Raw genomic sequence first — 21,085 nt, 5'->3', positions numbered from 1 at the left:
GTACAACACGATGGCCTAAAGGAGTTTAGTGGATACCCATGATTGACAGGCGGGGAAGCTGTCGATAGATTGGATGAAAGAAGAGGTGAAAAATGACGAAAGTGGGCGGAGGACGACAATATCTCGTAATCGACCTTGCTACCGAACAATGGGAGGTTCGTCTCATACCCGGTTTCACATTTGAAAAATATTTGGGAGGTGAAGCACTCGGGCTCTATCTTTGGTCCCAACATGTCGTTCTTGATAAACCTGTCGCTGGGCAACCTCTCTGTATCACGCTTGGGGCTCTCTCCGGTTCAGGAGTTTCTTGTTCCTCTACACTCTCAATTATCGGTCGTAGTCCAGCATCCAATCTTGTTGAAAGTTCGACAGCAATTTCCAGCTTTTCCCACGCGATGGTATCTTGTGGCTGGCAGGCTATCATATTACAGGGTGTCGCTAGAAGACAGATGACCTTGCACATCACCCCCGATTCGGTTGATTTTCGACCTTCTGAAAAACTTATTGGCAAGTATACTGGTGAAACATTGGACCAATTGCATGAAGATAGCGACATGGCGGTCATCTGTATAGGTCCAGCAGGAGAAAATGCTGTGCCGTTTGCAGCCTTGGTAAGTGAGGAAACCACTTTGGACCGTCATGGATTCGGTTCCAACCTTGGGCAGAAACATATCAAAGCAATTGTCCTTTCCAGTGGTTCAGTCGCCTATAGTCCCTTCAATGTGCAGGAGTTCGAGAAAGTCTCTGCAGAAATCAAGAACGTGCTTGATAAGAGTCGGTATGTCAAAGCCTACTCCAAATCAGGGCCTCTCCAGCTCATGGAAATAGCCCGTATGAAGGGTTTTGCTGCGGTCGAAGGACTGACAAAAAGAACTGATCCCCGCATGTTCCATTTAGGTGGTAGCGAATGTGCGAGGAAGTTTGCTTTGGAAGTTGCTACATGCGGTGAGTGCACCCTTTGCTGCAAACGATATGTCATGCGTCCCGGGGGACAAGATTTGCCACTCCCAAATACTTTGGAGATGATGGCATTGGGATCGAATATTGGCAATTATGACCCCATGTTGGTGATGCAGTGGAGAGTCCAGTGTATAGAGCTTGGATTGGATCCGATCGCTGCTGGAGTTGTCATTGGTAGCTTGATGAGCGAAAATCGTGATAACGACGATGATGAGTCTCTTCAGTTGTCGTATGGTGATACCGAGAGGATTCCCAAGATAATCGACATGATAGGGCATCAAGCGGGATACGGTATGACTCTTGCAAATAGGGCAACAGACAGTCAGGTCCATGGTAGGGTAATGACTCCATTCGATCCTAGAGGTGCTTGGGGCCAAGCTCTCTTCACTGGAATGCGGGAGGACTTTCCTCTCATACCAGAATTGATCTTTCCTTGGCTACCTACCGTTAGTATGCGTGCAAAAGCCGAATGGGTGGTTATTCAGGAAAATTTGCTTGCCATGATGCGTTCTATCGGTATGTGTGATGATTTTATCATTCCTCTATTATTTGAAGGGAGAGGAAACAATCTTAAGGCTTTTATTCTCTCTAAGATGTCGTACTGGCCATCCAAGGCAAAGTCTCTCATAGATTTGGAACTGATTGCTGCTATTGTCTCTCATTTTACGGGTGTAGGGTCGACTGCTGGTAATATTCTCGATGTTGGTCGGCGTGCTGTATCACTCAAACGTAAAATCAATGGTATCGAGGGATATCCAGCGAATATTCCTCAACGGTTCATGATAGATCCACAGAGTAATCACCAACAATCGGTCACGATTCCCTTCAAACAGATGGCGGCACGTTACCAACTGATGAGAACTTTGGATTTGGGAGAGATCGAGGAGGAATGAAATCTGACTACAAGAACTATTCGATCGATCATATTCCTGAAATTGCCTCTTGTTATTCTGATGCTGTCACTTTTTGTCTCTTCGCTTGCTGCTGAACATCGTCCCTCTAGCATATCCAGCCTTGTTTTCAATGATAGTGTTACACTTGGTCTCTCTGATAACCCCGATGATTTGCGTTCGTATGGGATGCAGATACTTTTCCACCACGAAAGTGGATGGGAAGTCTATTCATCGATCTTTGGTTTGACCTTTCGTGATCGGGAATCCCAAGAGGGGAAGCGTTATGATGAATTTATATTGCAAGGAGGTCGACTGTTCCATTTCCATATAGGCGATGGAGAGCCCGATATGATGATCGATCTGGCTCCCTACGTGGGTGTCATTATGGCGGGAAATCTTGGGTTGGATCATGCACAGAATCTAGTTCATGAAGTGCTTGATATCACTTTGGTGGATTTGCCCTATGAAGGTGATAATCTGAGAGTGAGTCCCCATGTGGGATCTATGGCTGCGTTCGTGTACAAGGAGAAAGCTCCCTGGTTCTCCTCCTCTGATTTGATTTTTCGTGCTGAAGTCGAACTTTCCCACGCACTTTCTTATAAAAGCTCAGTCTCTACCCATATATCAGTCGGCCAATCGACTTCTTCGGTAAGTGATTTCGCAGTTGGTCTGGGGTATGTATGGGCTCATGTGTATGACGATTGGTTCACCCATGAAATGGTGACGATGAGTGAGACTGGGGTGATTGGGCTATTACGTTGGCACTTTGGGGTAATCTCCTTTACTTACCAATGGTATCTCGAACGTTTACAAGGTTATGGAGGATTGGGGTTCGATATTGATTTGGGAGAAAATATCCGATGGCAACGAAATGATGTCGTCCTCTCCATGGGCATGACCATTCCTGAGCGAATGACGGCAACCTCTCTCCGCTATAAGATTATTGATGAGCTGAGTCTTTCCATTACCAATATGTTCAAGATGGTGCCTCTGAGTAGTGATGAGAGGACTCGGGAGATCGTCTCCATATGGACACTCGGGGGCGATTATGAGTTTTCCCGTTTGAGTCTGGGATGGATGCGTCCCTTCGTTAGTAGCGCTCTAGGTCTCAAACGTGTGCTTGTGATGGAGGACGATACCGATTCTGTGATTGATAGTAATGGACGAGTCCGTAGTTTCTCTGCGATAAAATTCTTGGCTGATGTACAAGCAGGATTACGTTTCTTTACCGATGGCAGGCTCCAGTACCAAGGAGTAGCCTATGGGTTGGAAATTTCTGCAGGGCTACATTATGGAAGCACAGAAGCTATCCAAGTATTCGGTGTTTATGATCTGAAAATGGTGGAAGTATGGCGACCGTATGTAAAGGTAGCGATTACCGCAGGATCCCATCTATAGGTTTTTTTACTTCAATTTCATCTGTTCCAAAATTTCTCCGGTCGCAAGGATTTTTATGGCAATTCCTTCAGGGGTAATCAGCGCATATGTTGGTGCTTTTCGATCTCTTGGTGATGAAGCCGATCCTGGGTTCAAATGAATTGGCTGCTTTTTGGGATGTTCGAGAAGACTTCTATGAGTATGTCCGCTGACGAAGATATCGGTTGAAGCAAGTGCTACAGGAGCACTTTCCCAGTTGGGAATGAGATGTCCATGGGTCAAAAAAATGATTCTTTTCCCCATATGTAAAACGGCATATTGAGTAGGTAATGGGAAGGCAGCTTCAGAAAAACTCCAAGCGGAGTCACAATTACCCCGAACAAAGGTAGATGCAATGGGGAGATGGCGTAGTTTCGAGACTTTTGCTGCTAATCTATCAATTCCGAGATCGCCAGCGAACAGAATATGGTCTGCCTGTTCATGTTCAATTTTCGAGATGATCCTGTCTATTGCTTGCATGTCTCCATGTATATCCGAAAACACTAAAATCCGATCCATGCCATTAGATTACGACTCTCTGGGACGATAGGCAAGTATCTGACAATTATCCACAACTTATGCACACGTTGGAAAAGCGAATTTCAACGTGTGCTTTTTCACGCGGGATATTGTTTAATCTACAGCCAATCATCAGCTTGCCCACTAGCGATTCCCGCCTTACAATAGGAGCGGAGGAAAACATGGAAACCAACCATCTGCTTGCCAGTGACAGTAAGGAAATATTTTACCGTGTCTGGCTACCTGAGAACAATAATATCCATTCGGTCTTGCATATATACCATGGTATGGCGGAACACAGCGCCCGGTATGATCGGTTCGCTACGTATCTCAATTCCCTTGGTATAGCCGTCTATGCCCAGGATCATCGCGGCCATGGAATGACTGCCAGTGATGATGAACTCGGGTGGTTCGCTGACAAGCGAGGTTGGTTACGCGTCGTCGAGGATGGGTATGAGTTGGATGAATTGATACATAAGAACCATCCAGGAAAGGACTTGTTTCTATTGGGACATAGTATGGGATCATTTCTTGTACGGTCTCTCATTCCATTGCATCCTCAATTGTATCGAGGTGCAATCATAAGCGGAACAGGTGCTAGCCAAGGTCTGCTTGGAGTAGTCGGAAAACTTATTGCGCAAATGCGATCATTGAAAAACAGTGGACGTAAAGCAGACCCATTCTTGGATAATCTCAGCTTTGGGTCCTTTGGAAGGGATTTTCAACCACAGAAGACCAGCTTCGATTGGCTCAGCCGAGATGAGCAAGAGGTCCAAGCCTACATCGATGATCCTCTTTGTGGATTTGTTTGCTCCTCCCGCTTTTTCATTGACCTTCTTGATGGCATTGCAATGGCGAATAGTAAGCGTCTTATGAAAAGAATTCCCAAGGACTTTCCTATGCTTATCATCAGTGGTGCGAATGATCCTGTGGGAGGGTATGGTAAAGGAGTTGAGAAAGTGTATAAAAGCTACTTGCATGCCGGATTACGGGAGGTGACTATCAATCTCATCAAAGGTGCCCGTCATGAGTTGCTTAATGAGAAAAACCGTGAGGATATCCACAAGCTGTTGGGTAGGTGGCTTGAATACCATAAGTCAAGAAAAAACCGGTAACGGGAAGTGTCATGAGAAAGAAGAAAACATCAGGTCCATCTGTCTTTAAAAGGTTGATCATATTCCTTGAAGTTTGGTATGGCAAATTTCTCAAGGACCGTATATCCATTCTGGCTTCTGGCATCGTATACACAACGCTGATTTCGATTGTACCTTTTATCTCTTTCCTGGTTGCATTTTTGTCCCTATTCAATGTTTTGCAGCCTTTCTATAATCTCCTAACCGAGCTTTTTACCGCAATTTTCGGAGATATGGCGGGTGGACAGCTGGTCACTATGATAGAACGATTCAGTGGAAATGCAAGTGGATTGGGCATTTTTGGTCTTGTCTCATTTATTGTAACTTCTATCCTCCTATTCAATAAAGTCTGGGCTGTCGTGAACCAACTCTACCGATCTGCCCAGACAAATATGAGTGTTGTCCGTCGTTCAGCCGGTTTCTTGGTCGTACTGATCATGGGGGCAATCCTCTTAGGTGCCTATATCAGTGTAAAGTCTTTATTCAGTTCCTGGGTAGTGAAAGTCCTCGGATGGAATATCTATGACAATGCATTTTTGATCATCATCCGATTTCTTGGCCCCTGGGTAATAGGTTGGCTATTCCTCTTTCTCATTATTAAGATAGCTCCCAATGCCAGAGTCAGTTCCGCCAGCGCTTCAATCGGTGCCTTGGTGGGCACGGCGGGCATGTATGTAGTGAATGCCCTGTTTTCCATGCTGATTGCGAAAGGATTTGACTATTCTGTGATTTATGGTTCGTTTGCTGCTGTTTTCCTTTTTCTCCTTTGGATCTATATGATTTGGATTGTAATTCTCGGAGCTGTTGAGGTGAGTTATGTCCATCAGTACCAACCGGAGAAAGCGACATTGGTTAAACCGGTATCACCAGCTGAACAATTGGCAAATGGGGTGAATATTATGATGGTGATTGGGCAAAAGTACCGAAATGGAGGAGGGGAGACCAAGATTCGGGATATTACAGATCGATTGCTCATGAACGAACGACAACTGTACTCAGTGCTTGATCTTCTGGTTGAAAAGAAGTTTATCATCCCTACCAACCCTACACGAACCGCCTATGTACCTGCTCGACCTCTCGATGATTTGAAAGTCGTTGAATTGGTTGAGGTGCTGTATGGAGAGGTCTATCTGGAACAGAATTTGGATACGATAGGAGACTCTATCGCCTCCCAGATAAATGAAAGGGGAATAAAAACATTGGGAAAGCTCAGCGTGTCGAATCTTGTGGAACGTGTTTGAACGCTATGTTCAACCCAAGGCCACATCTAGGATCATCATTACCGTGAACCCTAAAATTGTTCCAAATGTAGCCAGATGAGTTCCCAAGTGGTCTTTTCCCTGTTGCGATTCGGGTATAAGTTCTTCAACCACGACATAAATCATCGCTCCCGCAGCAAAGGCTAATGCGTAGGGAAGGATCGGCTGCATGGTCGTTACCAGAAGAGCTCCGAGCACACCGGCTATGGGTTCCACGATGCCAGAAGCCTGTCCATACATGAACGATTTTCTGCGGGTAAGCCCCTCTCTTCTCAATGGGACAGATACAGCTGCTCCTTCGGGGAAGTTCTGGATTCCTATACCAATAGCAACAGCCATTGCCGATAGTACGGTTATATCACTCTGGCCGGAGGCTGCAGCACCGAAGGCGACTCCGACTGCCAAGCCTTCGGGGAAATTATGTAAGGTGATAGATAGTACGAGAAGGATGCTTCTTCGTAAATGGGTAGGAAGTCCTTCTGCCTTATCTCCCTTTTGTGAGTCCATATGGATATGGGGTATTAGTTGGTCTGCCAGCCAAAGGAATGCTGCACCACCGAGAAAACCGATTGCCGCTACAAGGTAAGCGGGAATCGGGGAAATGCTCTCAGCCATTTCGATTGCAGGTGCGAGCAGTGACCAGAAACTGGCAGCTATCATCACTCCACTGGCAAAACCAAGCATCATATTCAGGACATGTGGTTTGATCTCCTTAAAGAAAAAAACCATAGCAGCCCCTAATGCAGTAAGACCCCATGTACCCAAAGTTGCTATGAAGGCGAGAAGAATCGGTTGTTCAACAAGGCTCTGCATGATTGGAGGCTCCCTTATATAAAAGATTTGGAATGAATTCATCATAAGCGCTCCCACTGATGTGGTCAATAATATGGTATAGTTTCCACAAGAAAGTGCAAAAGGGAGGCATGGTATGGAAAATCATACGTTACAGAAGTTTGATCTTGTGGATACTTTACGTTGGCCAGCGATGCCCGATCCCCATGATCGATATGGGATGGTCTGGATTTGGCCACGGTCAAAGGTGCGGGCTTTCGAACAGATACATCCTTCCAATGCCCATGGTGATGGATTCTTACAATTCCCCTATGCCCTTGCGGTTTTCGATCGGGATGATCGACATATCTTGAGCGTAGTAATCGAACAAACCGACTACAGGGTGCTCTCCCAATTGACAGGAGAACGGATCAGTGAATTCACTGGAGGCAAGGGTGGCTATCTTTCGCCAGCCATGGTCGCACGTTACGATGCCCACAAGCATGATGAGCTCGGACCTTATGAGGGAAGCATGGAGATTGACACAGTTATGGAAATACTTGTGGATATTATTGCGGATACCTTGGACCTTTGGGATGAGCCGATCCGGAGGAAAATCGATTGATGAAAGTGGTTCGTTTTACCACAATTCTGTTGACAGGATAACCATATCTTTCTAGGGTTCTTCTGGTAAGGAGATTTGGTATGTCAACTCATGTTCGTTCCCTGTCTGTCTTGTCGGTAATGATAGCATTTGGAGCTTTGATAGCCGCTGGATTTGGTTTGCTCTCCTATTCACCTGTAGGGGATATACCTCAGAGTGTAGTTTCTCTATATGGTGAGACAGTTGTATTGGATGGGAACGGTCTCTATGCTCGTGATTCGATCTCTTGTGCAGCACAAGCCCGTGGTCAAGATGCAGTTACTCTTCTTATCGGCGTACCCTTGCTCCTTGTTGGCACCTATCTGATGCGAAAGGGAAGTCTCCACGGGAAAATGTTACAGGCGGGAGCTTTAGGTTATATGCTCTATACCTATGCATCATATTCATATCTTTCTATGTACAATGCACTTTTTCTTCTCTATGTAGTACTGTTCGGTCTTTCTCTGTTCGCTTTCATCATAGCTTTTAGGTCATTTGAGGAGCGGGAGGTTGCCGATTCCCTTAAAGTTGGGTATCCAAGAAGATTTCTTGGAGGGTATTTGATTGGTATGGGAATATTGCTTGCGCTTATGTGGATAGGGAGGATTGTACCTGCCCTAATGGAGGGTACCGCTCCTGTTGGTATTGAACACTATACGACACTGGTGATACAAGCTAGTGATCTTAGTGTAGTAGTTCCGGCTGCAATAATTACTGGAATATTGATGATAAAACAAAGCACCCTGGGTGCGACTTTGGGTGCAGTCCTATTCATCAAGTTGGCGACGATGGCTATGGCCTTATTTGCGATGATGTTGATGATGTATCGTTCTGGTGTTCACCTTGCAACAGCTGAGGTGATCATATTTTCAGTTTTACTCGTTATAGGAGTCATAGCATCACTGGTCATGTTCCTCTCTGTGAAGCGCACTGGGGGCACAATCCAGTAAGGTAAAGGGTGTGGCTCGAGACCTTCAGTCCAAAATCCTTTTGATAACTTTCTATGAGAGGTTCTATCCTACAATCCCCAAGGTCAATGAACGTATGGCATTGTTCGCAATGGAACCAATGGTGATGACAACACAAAGAATCCGATTGCTCCGATACCGTATAGTACCGTTCCGTCCCATGCTCACTGCAATGGAGAACGAATGAATCGGTATATCCTTTTTCTTCAAGATAATGGAGGGTGCGATAGATGGTGACAGGATCGCAGACGATATCTATCCTCTCTCGAATTTCCCCTGCCGACAACGGTTTTTCGGCTTGTTGAATAACTGTGAGTGTAGCTTTTCTCGCCCTTGTCATGGTTAGGGAGTCTCCTTGGTTTTTCGGTTTTTTCTCGCCATCATCCTAGCCACTGAGAAGGAGAGGAATACTGCTCCTGCGAAGACAACTACCATGGCACCGACGGGAAGATCGAATGACCACCCTGCAACCAATCCTCCAATAGAGAAGATTGAGGAGTAGATCCAAGCCATCAACATCATTGACAACATATTCCGTGCTGAAAAACCTGCTGTGCCGGCAGGAAGCGTGAGCATGGCTATTACCATGACGATTCCTACGAAGGTTTGCAATAGGACAATGGCAATGGCTGTAATACTGAGGAGGATCAAGAATACTACATTGGTGGGAATTCCCTTGACTTGGGAAAATTCATCATCAAAAGAGGTCGCTTCCAATTGTGGATAAAAGCGCCATACTAAGACTATCACGATAAGATCCAAAGCTGCCAGTAATACCAGATCTCGGCTCGAGATAAGCAGGATGTTACCGAACAGATAACTCGAAGGATCGGTATACCCTGGGGTTTTTGCCATGAATAATACCCCGATACTCATTCCTATGGCCCAAATCGCATTAATGACAGTGTCTTGTCTCTGTTGAGCACGCATGGATACCATTCCTATGACCAGAGCGGCGAGTACAGCAAAAACTATCGCACCAACGATAGGTGGAAGATTGGGAATAATCCCTGTTGCTGCCAAGTAGAGTGCCATTCCGATTCCTCCAAGTACCGCATGGCTTATTGCCCCAGCAAGACCAGCGATCCGTCTCACGGTGACAATGGTGCCAAGGATACCGAACAAAATCGATGAAAGAAGACCTGCGAACAAAGCATTTCTCACAAAGGGCATCGATGGATTGAACAGTGCATCTATAAAGCCACTCATGACTGGCCTCCATCGGAGCAGCAACAACTGTCTTGTAGCGTGCTGTCATGTAAGACTTTCAAAGCCTCTCCTCCAAACAATTGTGCTGGTGCATCCTTCGTGGGTTCTATACGGTGTTGGACTATGGTCCTACCAACCTTTTGCGGCCCGACATCTCCAACACAGAGTACACGATCAGTGAGTGAAGAGACGAAGCCGGTATCATGAGTCACTATGAGGATAGTTGTTTTTCCTTTAAGGTTTCCGAGGGCACCGAAAAGACGTCTTTCACTCTCTGCATCCATATTTGCAGTTGGTTCGTCCAATACCAACATATCTGGTTTTGCACTGAGGGCTCGTGCAACCAGTACCCGCCGTCTCTGTCCTCCCGAAAGCGCATGGTAGGGTCTCTGGGCAAGATTTGTAAGCTCCATATCCTGCAATGCTTCATTAACAGCTATGCGGTCCTCTTTAGAATAGGTTCGTAAGAAGGGCTTAATTCTACCCATTCTGACAACCTCCTCAACTGTGATAGGGAAAGTAGGATCATAATCGGCATGTTGAGGTACATACCCGATACGCTCCCGTCCAGTTTTCGCAGGCGCATCGAACAGACGTACACTTCCTTTGCCCGGTTCTATCAGACCAAGGACTAGTTTGAGTACGGTTGATTTTCCTGCGCCATTAGGACCGACAAGAGCTACGAACTCACCCTCGTGGACATGGAATGAAGCCTCTTCAAGTACCGGGACATTGCCATATGAGAATAGAACGTGTTGGAATTGTAGAATGATTGGCCTATCGGGGTGGCTATGTGGTTCAATTCGGTTGGTCTTCATTGTGAACCTCCATCTTCTATGAGAGAACGTTTTAGAGTCTCCCCTATAAGTCTAATGTTCTCTATCCAGTCGTATGCGAGTGGGTCCAGAGGTAGTACCATTGCACCGATTGAATCGGCAATGCTCTGTGCTGCATTGACAGGAAATTGTGCTTGGACGAATATTGCTGGGACATCGGCCTCCTTTGCTTCAGAGATGAGCATTGAAAGGTTTCTAGCAGTCGGTTCCTTCCCGCCTGTCTCCACAGCCTTTTGGTCGATGCCGAACTCGTCCAGGAGGTATCCGAAAGAGGGGTGGTATACGAGTACAGAACTTCCCGCCAGTGGCGCCAATTCAATCTCCATTTGGGCGAATAGATCGTCAACTTGAGAGAGAAACAATTGGAGATTGTTCCTATAGGTTGTAGCATGTTCGGAATCGATGGTGACTAACGCATCGGTAATGTGGCGTGCCATGATCTTCATGGGTTCTTTTCCCAACCATGAATGGCGGTCGAGATTGCCTTCATTATCGTGCTCGTCCTCATGGAGTTCTTCCTCCTCGTCCTCATGATCGTGTTCTTCGAGATATCGGAATTCTATTCCCGCAGTTCCATCGATGACTAAGAGGTCGGGATACATAGACGAGATTTTTGGTATCAATGCCGTTTCAAAATCTGTACCACTGGTTATCCAGACGTCTGCTTGGGATAACGTCGCCATCTGTCGCGGGGTAGGCTCGTATGAGTGGGGATTCTGCCCAGGTCCAACCAGTACAACGGTATCCACAAAGGTAGAAGCGATCTGATCGACCACATACTGTTGTGGAACAATACTCACTGCGATAGTAGGTTTTCGGTTCTCGGTTTCTTCTGTTTCTGTGGTTCCTCTAGCTAATAATGGCATCATACCAATCAGAATGAGCAACAGATAGGTTGTTACTGTCTTTTTCATATTGTGGACTCCTTTCAGAAATATATGAAAGGTTGATACAAAATGCAAGTGACTTGCAAAAATTAGGGCTAGCAAAATTGGACTCTTCTGGTAAAAATAGAGTATGGTAAAAGATACGATTGCTATTCGAACATACAAACATCTTGATGATGACCTCTTTTCCCAGGTGATGGTACTCAAAGAATCCGTTGAAGAATGTGAAGGACTTGAAACTGGCATCGGATTTGATGAAGCTTTAAATTTTCACTCTGATATGCATGCCTATGTGGTAGCTTCTGTCGGCGATACAGTAGTTGGTGTAACTACCATATTTGCTCCTCAACCCAATGAAGGTGAGATTGCAGTATGTGTAGCCATAGGATATCGTTGTCGGGGTATCGGAAAATCGATGGTTAGTCTGGCGATGGCTAACTTAGCTCGATTCAAGATACAAGATACGCTACTTCTCTGTGACAATAAATCGGAAAGCGGGAGGTATTTCATAGCCTCGCTACAAGGCGAAGATCTTTTTCATGAGTATTCGATGCTGCTAGAAGATACTGACTCACTACATACGGGAACCTCCGTTGTTATTCGACCTGCAGTATCGTCCGATATAGAATCGATGGCTACGCTCTGTGCAGCAGCTTACGAAGATCCCTATGATGAGTCGCTTGGTTTTATACGGGCGGCTATGGGAGCTGTGCAAAGGACTGGGTATATTGGTGAATTGGCAGGTATTGCTGTGGCATCCTGTTTTGTCAGCAGAAATGAAAAGGGGATTTCCATTAATACGGTAGCTGTCGATCCTTCACACCAGCGAAAAGGAATAGCGACCGTCTTTCTTTCAAATATTATTAACCTACTTCTCTCTGAACGGAAGCCTATTGTATTGGATGTGAATAGTAGCAACTTACGTGCATTAGGTCTCTATAAGAAATTGGGATTCGTCATTACATCTGATATAGGCTATTACAGGATTCCTCCCACTACCGATTAATGAATCGGTCATACAATTGTTCCAACTTTCCCATTGATTCCAGGGAAAATGGTCCTTTTACATAACCTGCGATTGTGTTATCTGGAAGGACAAGGACTACTGTAGCTTGGTCATCCAATGGAATTCCTGCTTGTTCGGCAAAAGTTTCGGTATCTTTGATGAAGATCACGGCTGCCAGCTCTTCCAGAACGATATCTTTGTAGCTTTTTCCAATACCTCTTCGAATCACACCATGGATGAATCGAGGAGCTTCTATAATCGGGAAATGATAGAACGCCAATGTCTTCAAGGGAGTATTTCGGACCTTGATTTCACTATCCCATCGGAGAAGGTGCTTTTGTTGTATTTCTCCACTTTCGCGTGTTGTCCCCATAGCTAACGCGAACAGGACAGGCTTGTTATCCAAAGCGTCAGTAGGGAAATTAAAATCATCGCCTGCTACAGTGCTTGCTTCATATTGCTGGAAACTACCGCCAGGGAGTGATCCAAGTGTAACGAGCATGATACATACGACGTATATAAGTTTCTTAAGCATGTATTTCTCCCTTTGCGTGTTTCGTGGAAAAAACCCGCCACAGTTGGATAAGTGCCATAGGAATGAGTGCCCCAGCTAGAACCTCAAACCATTGGATGCCGGAAAGAGGAGTGGTTTCCAATACATGATTGAGAAATGGTAAGTAGATTGCCATAATCTGTAGTCCAAGAGAGATAACCAATGCCATAACAAGGAATCGGTTGCGGAATATCCCTTTGTCGAACCCAAAAGAATCTTTCTCCCGTACATTGAAGATATGGGCAATCTGACCAAGAGCCATCGTGGTGAATGCCATGGTCCTTACCGTGTCCTCTTGTAGGCCTGACCGGATACCAAGAATGAAGACTACCATGGCTCCTACGCTCATGAGTGCACCATTGCCCAAGACACGGACAAGGAATGAGCGGGTCACGATAGCTTGTTTTGGATTCCTAGGTTTACGTTTCATGACACCATTCTCACCCGGTTCCCAAGCTAGGGACATGGCTGGTAAGACATCCACAACTAGGTTGAGCCAGAGAATTTGCAAAGCCAAGATCGGCATAGGAAGCCCTAGTACAATAGCTATAAAGACAACGAATATCTCGATGAAGTTGCACGAGAAGAGGAAGTATACGAATTTCTCAATATTATCGAATATGATTCTTCCTTCGCGTACCGCATCGACAATAGTGGAGAAGCGGTCATCGGTGAGGATCATATCAGACGCCTCTTTTGCGACTTCGGTACCACGGATGCCCATAGCAACACCGATATCGGCACCGTTGAGAGCGGGAGCATCATTGACTCCATCGCCTGTCATCGCTGTTATTTCATGCTCGGCCTTGAGAGCGTGAACAATCTGCAATTTATTCTCGGGTGATACACGTGCAAAAATGCTGGTATTTCGTATTCGTTGGGTAAGTTCCTTTTCAGACATGTTGTCCATTTCTTTCCCAGTGATGACCTCACCTTCGATATCCATTCCAATCTGGCTGGCGATGATTTTCGCCGTCTTGGGATGGTCTCCTGTTATCATGATGACTCTGATACCTGCTTGACGAGCTTCAGATATGGCTTGCTTCACATCATTACGTGGAGGATCGATGATCCCAGCAAGGCCAAGAAGCTCAAAGCCTTCTCCCAAAGCCTTCCGCATAGAGGATTCGGATCCATCTCCCCGATAATCGGCAAGGTGTCCTATGGCTAGGACTCTCATCCCCTCTGAAGCAAAACCGTCGTTTGCCTGTTCGAGATCCTTGGCGATTCCCGGGCTACACTTTGAGAGCTCGGCCAATACATCGGGAGCTCCCTTGATATAGATGGATTTTCCTTGGGAGTGTGTGTAGGCGGTAGCCATATATTTTGCCTTTGAGTCGAAGGGGATTTCTCCGATACGACGGTAATTGTCCTCTTCAATACTATCCCTGTCTATAGAAAGCTTTCTTCCCAAAACAATGAGCGCACCTTCTGTAGGATCTCCAATTACTGAATAATCTCCATCAGTTACCAAAGTCGCATTACTTGAAAGGACACCTGCTCTGGTAAAAGCAAGAAGATTGTCATGTTCGGTGGGGTTGATTTCCGTTCCTTCCTGATACAAAGTCCCCTTTGGCTCGTATCCATTACCCTCTACCGAATAGAAGGCCTTGTCCGCTAGGTATACCTGGGTTACCGTCATCTGGTTCTCAGTAAGGGTGCCCGTCTTGTCAGTACAAATAACTGTAGTAGAGCCGAGAGTCTCTACAGCTGGGAGGTTTTTCACCAAGGCATGGTGTCTTGCCATGATTCGCATGCCGAGAGCCAGGGTAATGGTCGATACTGCGGGAAGTGCTTCCGGTACAGCGGCTATTGCAAGGATGATACCTATCTTGATCATCTCATAGATCTCTTTTCCGGTTATTATTCCAGCGATCGTTACCACAAAGGCAACTGCCGCCGAGATAATGATGAGAGTCTTGCCTAGACGATCGAGCTGCTCTTCGAGTGGAGTATCTGATTCCTCTTGCTGATCCAACATATCACTGATACGTCCGATTTCGGTTTTCATTCCAGTACCGGTAACAATCACATAAGCATTTCCACGTGTGGCGGCTGTTGCTGCATGTACCATGTTTGTCCTGTCACCAATGGATACCTCACTCTCTTCAATGATATGTGACTCTTTTTCTACGGGCTCTGATTCTCCAGTCAGGGCAGATTCATTGGTTGCCAGGTTTGTAGAGCGGATAATCCGACCATCTATGGTAATGGAATCTCCCTCTTCAATGAATACCAGATCACCGGGTACCAACTCGGTTGATTCTACCTCCCGTATTGAGCCATCCCTGATTACTTTCGCTATCGTCTTCACCATGTTTTGCAAGGCTTCAACCGATTTTTGGGCTTTGAATTCGGAAATGAATCCAGAGAAGACCGCAATAAGAATTGCCACGATAACCGCAATCCCTTCTACTGTATCTCCCATGATGAAGGCTACTGCAGCAGCAACCACCAAGAGATAGACAATGATATTATTCAAATTGGCAAGGAGAATCTTCCAAGCTGAGACTTTTTTTCCACTCTCTATCGCATTTGGGCCAAACTCCTCCAGTCGGCGAGATGCCTCCTGGTTTGATAATCCATTTTCTCCATGGGTTTTCATGTCTGCGATGATATCTTGCTCGCTGAAACTGTAAGGTGGTTTTTTCAAGGGGTCCAAGGGGGTCCTCCTGTTGTTTCGGATGGTGCGAGTATAACATATCGGAGGAAAGGGTGCTAAGAATTCCTTGCTGTAGTCGATAGAGTACAATTTACCTATATTTTTTGGTAAAACATGAAGTGAGGATTATTATGAGCGATATACATACGTACCATACTCAAGTACAATGGAGCACGCAAAGAAAAGGAAAGTTGGCAACCAAGGGGATGCCGAATATTGAAGTCGCAACACCGATTGAGTTTCCTGGTGGACATCCCGATATCTGGTCTCCTGAGCATCTTTTTGTAGGAGCTGCAGAAATCTGCCTTATGACTACATTTCTTTCGATCGCAGAGAAATCGAAGTTGGAATTCTTTAACTATACTTCCGAGGCTGAGGGAACCATGGAGAAGGGCGAAGGTGGACTCCAGTTCACAAAGATAACGATATATCCGAAAGTTGTTGTCGGGAAGGATTCAGATGTGGAAAAGACCATCAAACTACTGGAAAAAGCCGAAAAATATTGTCTCATCTCCAATTCCATGAAGACTGAAGTACGTATTGATGTCTCTGTCTCAGTACGGAAAGAGAGCTGACCGTTACAAGAGGAAAATTTCCTTCTCCATAAATACCTCGACGATTTCAGGATCGAATTGAGTTCCAGAACATATTTTTATTTCTTCAACAGCTATTTCGGTCGGAAGAGCTGAACGGTATGCCCTATTACTTGTCATGGCATCAAAAGCATCAGCTAGACTTACAATACGAACATCGAATGGAATTTCTTCACCTTTCAGTCCATCGGGATAGCCTGTTCCATCCATCCTTTCATGGTGGCTGCGGATAATCGGTCGATACGGTTGGAACATTTCGATATGGTTGATTATCCTTTCACCAGATATCGGGTGCATCCGGATGATATCAAACTCCATCTGCGTCAACTTGCCTTTCTTATTGAGTATTTCCTCTGAGATGCCAATTTTCCCAATGTCGTGCAAGAGTGCCCCGCCTTCGAGTATAGCCAATCGTTCATGTGATAATCTTAAGGCTTTGCCCAGAGCTACAGATATGTTGCGGACTCTATTGCAGTGTCCTTTGGTATAAGCATCTTTCTGTTCAATGGTTTCCGAGAATGCTTCAAGTGTTGCTCTAGTGGTATTCTTGAGTGCCTCCATTGCCCGGCTAAGTTCTATTTCCAATCCCTTCTGATAATCTTTCTCTTGTGATTGTCTGGACTCCCGTTCTTTCTGTAGGGCAGATTTGGATATGGTCCGATCAATACAAGCGAGAAGAGTTTCCCTTCGGACAGGTTTTGTCAGATAATCGGAGGCTCCTGCCCTAATTGCCTTCATTCCTGTATCCAGATCATTAAACGCAGTGAGCATTACGACTGGAATTGACGAGTGTTTTCGCTGAATAACTTCGAGCATTTCGAAACCACTGGGACCTGGCATCTTAATATCTAAGAGAACCAAGTCAATAGTCTCCCCTTTGGCTAAGAGTACATCCTCCAGCTCATGTCCATTTTTACAAGGAGTAACCTGATAGCCCTCCTTGGTGAGAAACAGTTGTAGGACCTTGCGGATTGCCGGATCGTCGTCAGTTGTAACAATGTGCTTGTTCATCGGCCTTTTCTCCCAGAATATAGATTCTTTAGTGATATGATAAATGGAGTGTTCTGCCTATAGTCATTATAGGTGGGAAATAACTTGGGAAAGAGAATGATATCTTCAATGCTTATAAGGATAAGATTGCAGGCAATCAGCCCCACGCAGAGTAGCGTGATGTGGAAATTCCAGAAATAGAAGGCAACCAGTACATTTATTTTGGTGTACCAGAGGAATCCAGGATGTCTGGAAAAACGGTAGGTTCCCTCACTATAGAGAGTTCCAGCTTTCGATGAAAAAAGAGCTGTCTCTATGAAAACCGAATATATAAGCAGGAGACCGAAAAGGGTTATCAGCAGGATCGTAGTTAGGACGATTGCCTTGCCATGGGGTGATGTATAGGTGGCGAATAGATATACATAGGGAATAGCCGTAATGAAGAAACCCAAAGAGAGGATTCTCTTCAGTGAAGATTTGTTGTACAACATCGCTACATCATGGAATCCAGATAATAAATATCCTGCGAATCCCACTATAAATAGTTTGATAAATTCCATAGACTTCCACTATAATAGTACAAGTTGCGTACATTTGGATAGTACAAAAAGGATTTCGCATGATCATTGATATTTCCACCATCATTCCCGCTGTGGCCTTCATCCTCTATGTGTCCTTTGCCAGCTTTGGTTTTCTCCAGTATAAGAAGGATCGTTTCTATTGGTCTTTCCAGCTCTACATGATTTTCGTCTCCATCTGGAGTTTCGGATCGATGATGATGCACCTCAATAGTACAGTCTTCACGCCACTGTTTTGGAATAAGGTGATGTTGATTGGTCTGCTTGCTGTTCCTTTCGCCTTGGGGAATTTCATATTGGACATCCTGGAAGTACACACCAAGATAATCAGACGGTTCATCTATTCCAGTTATTTACTCATTATACCGCTCACCTACCTGAATATTACCGGGAACATCGTCCATGATGCCGGATTCACCAGTAGTGGCGTCTTTTTCTATCAGTTGGGTCCAGGTGCGGTGTTCGCCTATTCGGTAAGCTATGTTTACCTGCTTTTTACCTTAGGAGTACTGCTTTTTAGGACAAAACGAAAACCATTGAAAGGCCGCCATAGCAATCTCCTACCTCCTCTGGTTGGTGTGGTGATCATGCTCGTAGGTACATTCATGAATATTTTTCCTGCTCTCGGAAAATATCCTATTGATATCTTCACTGCGACAATCAACGCGATGTTGCTCTTCTATACCATTTATAAATTTAAGTTGATCAACTACTCTCGTTTGGGTCTCAAGATCATATATTCAACAATCCTTGCAATAATTGCATCCATCTCATATTACCTTATCATTTCAATCATCAGATTGTTCAATCCATCGTTCGTTCCTGGAGATGTCTTCCAACTTTCGATGATCCTTGGTATATCCACAGTTCTTATTTTCCAGCCTATCCGTAACTTCTTTACCTATATCGTCGATAATGTACTTATACCACGACGTCATCCATATCAGACCACGATCAAGAAGCTGAGTAAGCGGTTGACTACGATTGTCAATCTTCGGGAACTTGGACACGAGGTAGTGGAGAATCTCAGTACTGGGTTGAAGACAGAGTGGGTCTTGTTTGTCGCCAAGCGTATTGATGATGCCGATAAATTTATTCTCATTGCCAACAGCAACTGCCCGACCGAGCTCCATGATGGTAACGAAGTAGTCTTTTCCTTCTCGGATTCGGTCAATGAGACGCTTCAGAGGTTAAGCCGTGAAAACATCTCATCGATTATCAGTCTCAAACCTGAAGAGCCGAAATTTATCGTAGGTTCGCAACTTCCTCCTACCGATGTGATCATTCCCCTTATTTTCCGCAAACAGATTGCCGGTTATATCCTGATCGGCTTTAGTCAAATGAAGTCTATGCTCACTTCGATTGAGATGGAAGCCTTGGAGATCCTGGCAGCCCAGAGTTCCCTATCACTGGAAAATGCCCTCTCATTTGAGAAATTGAAAGTCCAGGGTGATGAACTCACCATGAGCAAGAACAAGTTGGAGGCTATCTTTAATGGAATCGCCTCACCTGTATGTCTCATTGATATCGATTACTCCATCCAAGAGGCGAATACCGCTGCAGTAACGCTGTTCGGAAACAATAAGAAAGAGCTCATCGGAAGCAAATGCTATAGAGCGTTTTTCCAGCGGAACAAACCCTGTCGCTTTTGCCAAGGACTGGAATGTCTTCATTCAGGTGTGGTACAGGAGACTGAAGCGGAGGTTGCAGAGAGTATCTATTCTTTCCAATTCCACAATGTTCGAGTTCCTGAAAACTCCAAGAGTGTCTTTATTGAGATTATCAATGACATAACCGAGCAGAAGAACCTTCAAGAGGAGCTGGTGAGAACAGAGAAGATGGCTGGTATCGGTACTTTGGCGGCTGGGATAGCTCATGAGTTGAACAATCCTCTTGCAGGAATCTATGGAACGGCGGAGGTCATGCTATCGGAAGTAGAGGAGTCTACGCCACATCACGAGTATCTTTCCGATATCCTCTCCTATGCAAAGACAGCAGCCGATGTAATCAAAGAACTTTCTATCTACTCCCGAAAGGAGGAGGTAAGGGAACTCCAACAGGTTGATATCATCAAAGTGCTTGAATTCTCTCTCCGTTTGGCGATGCGCGGTATAGATTCCAGCAGTATTACCGTTAAGCGGAATTATCATGCCCTGCCGATTATCGAAGCCAATGAGGGCAGTTTGCAACAACTGTTTCTTAATTTGATTGTAAATGCAATCCAAGCTATGGACGGGGATGGCACGCTCACATTGACTTGTTTTGAGAAGGATGAATTTGTTCATATAAGGGTAAGCGACTCGGGGTGTGGTATTCCTGAGGAGCATCTTAGCCAAATATTCACACCTTTTTTCACAACTAAAGCCCCAGGTACCGGTACCGGATTGGGATTAAGCAATTGTTATGGGATTGTTGAGAAGATGGGCGGTCGAATTCGGGTACGGAGTGAGGTCAATGTGGGTTCAGAGTTTACGACAATATTTCCTCTCAATGAGGCGGGTAGGGAAGCGATCCGCTTCAGAATGGTAACCGATCAGGCAAGCATGAATGATGTTTTCTTTATCCAGAGAAAAGTTCTCGTTGGAGAAAAAGGCTATATGGAGGAGACGATCCATAGGGCAGAGGACGAGAAAGCCACCCATATTCTGGCTTTCAAAGGTCTACAACCTGTGGGAACGGTCTCTTTGATTACCTCCGATACTGTTTGGCCACTTCCGATATCTCGCTACTTCGATGCCGATGCCGTCTTGCATTCCAGGAAGTGTTCTGAGATCATTCGTCTCGCGGTACTACCGGAAATGCGTAATACTTCGGTTTCTATTGGATTGATCGTCTTGGTATTTCTCTTAGCAAGAAGCAAGGGTATAGAGGATGTCATCATTGATGTATTTTCGGATGATACCAAGACCATCAAACTATACAAGAAATTTGGTTTCCGTGAGGTAGGAACCTACTTCTCTCCCTCCGCTGTCACTGTTTTGGCCTTACAACACAAGACAACCCAGGAGAAGGATAAAAGCCAGCTACGTCACTTCGTACGACCGTTATTCAAGCGTCTACGCCCGCTATTTGATTTTGGTCCTTATACCAAGGGGGTACTGGCAGAAATGGACAAAATCCTCAGTACCGATGTAGAAGATGGCGGAGATGAGAGTGAAGCGGAGGTAGGCTGAGAATTTCTATTCCCCAACGAAAGCTTACTTGCATAC

19 protein-coding genes are annotated in these 21,085 nt (G+C 45.3%); 9 read left to right on the top strand and 10 right to left on the bottom strand.

Going from position 1 to position 21,085, the window contains the following annotated elements:
- The first annotated feature begins 92 nt into the window (after window positions 1–92).
- Window positions 93–1,853 (top strand): aldehyde ferredoxin oxidoreductase N-terminal domain-containing protein, encoded by a 1,761-nt coding sequence (locus tag ACODJP_RS03870; protein ID WP_422478652.1) that lies wholly within the window; start codon window positions 93–95, stop codon window positions 1,851–1,853.
- Window positions 1,854–1,913: 60 nt separating this feature from the next.
- Window positions 1,914–3,251, top strand: coding sequence for a hypothetical protein (locus ACODJP_RS03865; RefSeq protein WP_422478650.1), 1,338 nt, complete (start codon window positions 1,914–1,916; stop codon window positions 3,249–3,251).
- A 6-nt stretch (window positions 3,252–3,257) separates the two neighbouring features.
- Here ACODJP_RS03865 and ACODJP_RS03860 read toward each other — a convergent pair whose 3' ends face one another.
- A complete protein-coding gene (locus ACODJP_RS03860; RefSeq protein WP_422478648.1) occupies window positions 3,258–3,788 on the bottom strand; it encodes a metallophosphoesterase family protein in 531 nt (176 codons plus the stop codon).
- A gap of 182 nt (window positions 3,789–3,970) precedes the next feature.
- On the opposite strand from ACODJP_RS03860, the gene ACODJP_RS03855 reads away from it, so the two are divergent.
- Window positions 3,971–4,903, top strand: a complete 933-nt coding sequence (locus ACODJP_RS03855) for an alpha/beta fold hydrolase (RefSeq protein WP_422478646.1) — start codon at window positions 3,971–3,973, stop codon at window positions 4,901–4,903.
- Window positions 4,904–4,914: 11 nt separating this feature from the next.
- Entirely contained in the window at window positions 4,915–6,162 is a 1,248-nt protein-coding gene (locus tag ACODJP_RS03850; protein ID WP_422478644.1) for a YihY/virulence factor BrkB family protein, read from the top strand.
- 9 nt (window positions 6,163–6,171) lie between these two features.
- Here the strand turns inward: ACODJP_RS03850 and ACODJP_RS03845 are convergent, their stop codons facing one another.
- Window positions 6,172–6,993, bottom strand: a complete 822-nt coding sequence (locus tag ACODJP_RS03845) for a ZIP family metal transporter (RefSeq protein WP_422478642.1) — start codon at window positions 6,991–6,993, stop codon at window positions 6,172–6,174.
- 115 nt (window positions 6,994–7,108) lie between these two features.
- On the opposite strand from ACODJP_RS03845, the gene ACODJP_RS03840 reads away from it, so the two are divergent.
- Entirely contained in the window at window positions 7,109–7,576 is a 468-nt protein-coding gene (locus tag ACODJP_RS03840; protein ID WP_422478640.1) for a hypothetical protein, read from the top strand.
- A gap of 80 nt (window positions 7,577–7,656) precedes the next feature.
- On the top strand, window positions 7,657–8,544 hold the full coding sequence (locus ACODJP_RS03835) for a hypothetical protein (protein ID WP_422478638.1): 888 nt from the start codon (window positions 7,657–7,659) through the stop codon (window positions 8,542–8,544).
- Here the strand turns inward: ACODJP_RS03835 and ACODJP_RS03830 are convergent.
- Genes ACODJP_RS03830 through ACODJP_RS03815 form a run of 4 tightly spaced genes read right to left on the bottom strand, consistent with a single transcriptional unit; the run spans window position 8,501 to window position 11,521 of the window.
- A complete protein-coding gene (locus ACODJP_RS03830; protein WP_422478636.1) occupies window positions 8,501–8,902 on the bottom strand; it encodes a Fur family transcriptional regulator in 402 nt (133 codons plus the stop codon). The two genes, ACODJP_RS03835 and ACODJP_RS03830, sit on opposite strands and share 44 nt — an antisense overlap.
- Window positions 8,903–8,904: 2 nt before the next feature.
- On the bottom strand, window positions 8,905–9,771 hold the full coding sequence (locus tag ACODJP_RS03825) for a metal ABC transporter permease (protein ID WP_422478634.1): 867 nt from the start codon (window positions 9,769–9,771) through the stop codon (window positions 8,905–8,907).
- Window positions 9,768–10,589, bottom strand: coding sequence for a metal ABC transporter ATP-binding protein (locus ACODJP_RS03820; protein WP_422478632.1), 822 nt, complete (start codon window positions 10,587–10,589; stop codon window positions 9,768–9,770). Before ACODJP_RS03820 ends, ACODJP_RS03825 begins: the two co-directional genes overlap by 4 nt.
- On the bottom strand, window positions 10,586–11,521 hold the full coding sequence (locus tag ACODJP_RS03815) for a metal ABC transporter solute-binding protein, Zn/Mn family (RefSeq protein ID WP_422478630.1): 936 nt from the start codon (window positions 11,519–11,521) through the stop codon (window positions 10,586–10,588). Before ACODJP_RS03815 ends, ACODJP_RS03820 begins: the two co-directional genes overlap by 4 nt.
- A gap of 103 nt (window positions 11,522–11,624) precedes the next feature.
- On the opposite strand from ACODJP_RS03815, the gene ACODJP_RS03810 reads away from it, so the two are divergent.
- A complete protein-coding gene (locus ACODJP_RS03810; RefSeq protein ID WP_422478628.1) occupies window positions 11,625–12,500 on the top strand; it encodes a GNAT family N-acetyltransferase in 876 nt (291 codons plus the stop codon).
- Here the strand turns inward: ACODJP_RS03810 and ACODJP_RS03805 are convergent.
- Window positions 12,490–13,035 carry a hypothetical protein gene (locus ACODJP_RS03805; protein ID WP_422478626.1) on the bottom strand — a complete coding sequence of 182 codons (546 nt, stop codon included), beginning with the start codon at window positions 13,033–13,035 and terminating at the stop codon, window positions 12,490–12,492. The two genes, ACODJP_RS03810 and ACODJP_RS03805, sit on opposite strands and share 11 nt — an antisense overlap.
- Window positions 13,028–15,715, bottom strand: coding sequence for a cation-translocating P-type ATPase (locus ACODJP_RS03800; protein WP_422478624.1), 2,688 nt, complete (start codon window positions 15,713–15,715; stop codon window positions 13,028–13,030). The genes ACODJP_RS03805 and ACODJP_RS03800 overlap by 8 nt, the downstream gene beginning before the upstream one ends.
- A 131-nt stretch (window positions 15,716–15,846) precedes the next feature.
- Here ACODJP_RS03800 and ACODJP_RS03795 point away from each other — a divergent pair, with 131 nt between their 5' ends.
- Window positions 15,847–16,290 (top strand): OsmC family protein, encoded by a 444-nt coding sequence (locus tag ACODJP_RS03795; RefSeq protein ID WP_422478622.1) that lies wholly within the window; start codon window positions 15,847–15,849, stop codon window positions 16,288–16,290.
- A gap of 3 nt (window positions 16,291–16,293) precedes the next feature.
- Here ACODJP_RS03795 and ACODJP_RS03790 read toward each other — a convergent pair whose 3' ends face one another.
- Together ACODJP_RS03790 and ACODJP_RS03785 are read right to left on the bottom strand one after the other, a co-directional pair.
- Window positions 16,294–17,319, bottom strand: coding sequence for an HD domain-containing phosphohydrolase (locus tag ACODJP_RS03790; RefSeq protein WP_422478620.1), 1,026 nt, complete (start codon window positions 17,317–17,319; stop codon window positions 16,294–16,296).
- Window positions 17,316–17,858, bottom strand: coding sequence for a hypothetical protein (locus ACODJP_RS03785; protein WP_422478618.1), 543 nt, complete (start codon window positions 17,856–17,858; stop codon window positions 17,316–17,318). Before ACODJP_RS03785 ends, ACODJP_RS03790 begins: the two co-directional genes overlap by 4 nt.
- A gap of 59 nt (window positions 17,859–17,917) precedes the next feature.
- Here ACODJP_RS03785 and ACODJP_RS03780 point away from each other — a divergent pair, with 59 nt between their 5' ends.
- Complete coding sequence (locus ACODJP_RS03780; RefSeq protein ID WP_422478616.1) at window positions 17,918–21,049, top strand: GNAT family N-acetyltransferase; 3,132 nt, start codon at window positions 17,918–17,920, stop codon at window positions 21,047–21,049.
- The last annotated feature ends 36 nt before the right edge of the window (window positions 21,050–21,085 follow it).

The organism is Pleomorphochaeta sp. DL1XJH-081 (assembly GCF_049310885.1).
Lineage (GTDB): Bacteria > Spirochaetota > Spirochaetia > Sphaerochaetales > Sphaerochaetaceae > CAYZJV01.
Note: the sequence above shows the minus strand (reverse complement) of the source record. Positions and strands in the feature narration are given on the sequence as shown.

Excerpts from the sequence above, each read along its gene's own strand:
- ACODJP_RS03860 (WP_422478648.1), bottom strand. The coding sequence starts at position 3,788 with ATGGATCGGATTTTAGTGTTTTCGGATATACATGGAGACATGCAAGCA.
- ACODJP_RS03795 (WP_422478622.1), top strand. The coding sequence starts at position 15,847 with ATGAGCGATATACATACGTACCATACTCAAGTACAATGGAGCACGCAA.
- ACODJP_RS03850 (WP_422478644.1), top strand. The coding sequence starts at position 4,915 with ATGAGAAAGAAGAAAACATCAGGTCCATCTGTCTTTAAAAGGTTGATC.
- ACODJP_RS03810 (WP_422478628.1), top strand. The coding sequence starts at position 11,625 with ATGGTAAAAGATACGATTGCTATTCGAACATACAAACATCTTGATGAT.
- ACODJP_RS03780 (WP_422478616.1), top strand. The coding sequence starts at position 17,918 with ATGATCATTGATATTTCCACCATCATTCCCGCTGTGGCCTTCATCCTC.
- ACODJP_RS03865 (WP_422478650.1), top strand. The coding sequence starts at position 1,914 with ATGCTGTCACTTTTTGTCTCTTCGCTTGCTGCTGAACATCGTCCCTCT.
- ACODJP_RS03825 (WP_422478634.1), bottom strand. The coding sequence starts at position 9,771 with ATGAGTGGCTTTATAGATGCACTGTTCAATCCATCGATGCCCTTTGTG.
- ACODJP_RS03830 (WP_422478636.1), bottom strand. The coding sequence starts at position 8,902 with ATGACAAGGGCGAGAAAAGCTACACTCACAGTTATTCAACAAGCCGAA.
- ACODJP_RS03785 (WP_422478618.1), bottom strand. The coding sequence starts at position 17,858 with ATGGAATTTATCAAACTATTTATAGTGGGATTCGCAGGATATTTATTA.
- ACODJP_RS03870 (WP_422478652.1), top strand. The coding sequence starts at position 93 with ATGACGAAAGTGGGCGGAGGACGACAATATCTCGTAATCGACCTTGCT.
- ACODJP_RS03790 (WP_422478620.1), bottom strand. The coding sequence starts at position 17,319 with ATGAACAAGCACATTGTTACAACTGACGACGATCCGGCAATCCGCAAG.
- ACODJP_RS03845 (WP_422478642.1), bottom strand. The coding sequence starts at position 6,993 with ATGCAGAGCCTTGTTGAACAACCGATTCTTCTCGCCTTCATAGCAACT.
- ACODJP_RS03840 (WP_422478640.1), top strand. The coding sequence starts at position 7,109 with ATGGAAAATCATACGTTACAGAAGTTTGATCTTGTGGATACTTTACGT.
- ACODJP_RS03835 (WP_422478638.1), top strand. The coding sequence starts at position 7,657 with ATGTCAACTCATGTTCGTTCCCTGTCTGTCTTGTCGGTAATGATAGCA.
- ACODJP_RS03820 (WP_422478632.1), bottom strand. The coding sequence starts at position 10,589 with ATGAAGACCAACCGAATTGAACCACATAGCCACCCCGATAGGCCAATC.
- ACODJP_RS03855 (WP_422478646.1), top strand. The coding sequence starts at position 3,971 with ATGGAAACCAACCATCTGCTTGCCAGTGACAGTAAGGAAATATTTTAC.
- ACODJP_RS03815 (WP_422478630.1), bottom strand. The coding sequence starts at position 11,521 with ATGAAAAAGACAGTAACAACCTATCTGTTGCTCATTCTGATTGGTATG.
- ACODJP_RS03805 (WP_422478626.1), bottom strand. The coding sequence starts at position 13,035 with ATGCTTAAGAAACTTATATACGTCGTATGTATCATGCTCGTTACACTT.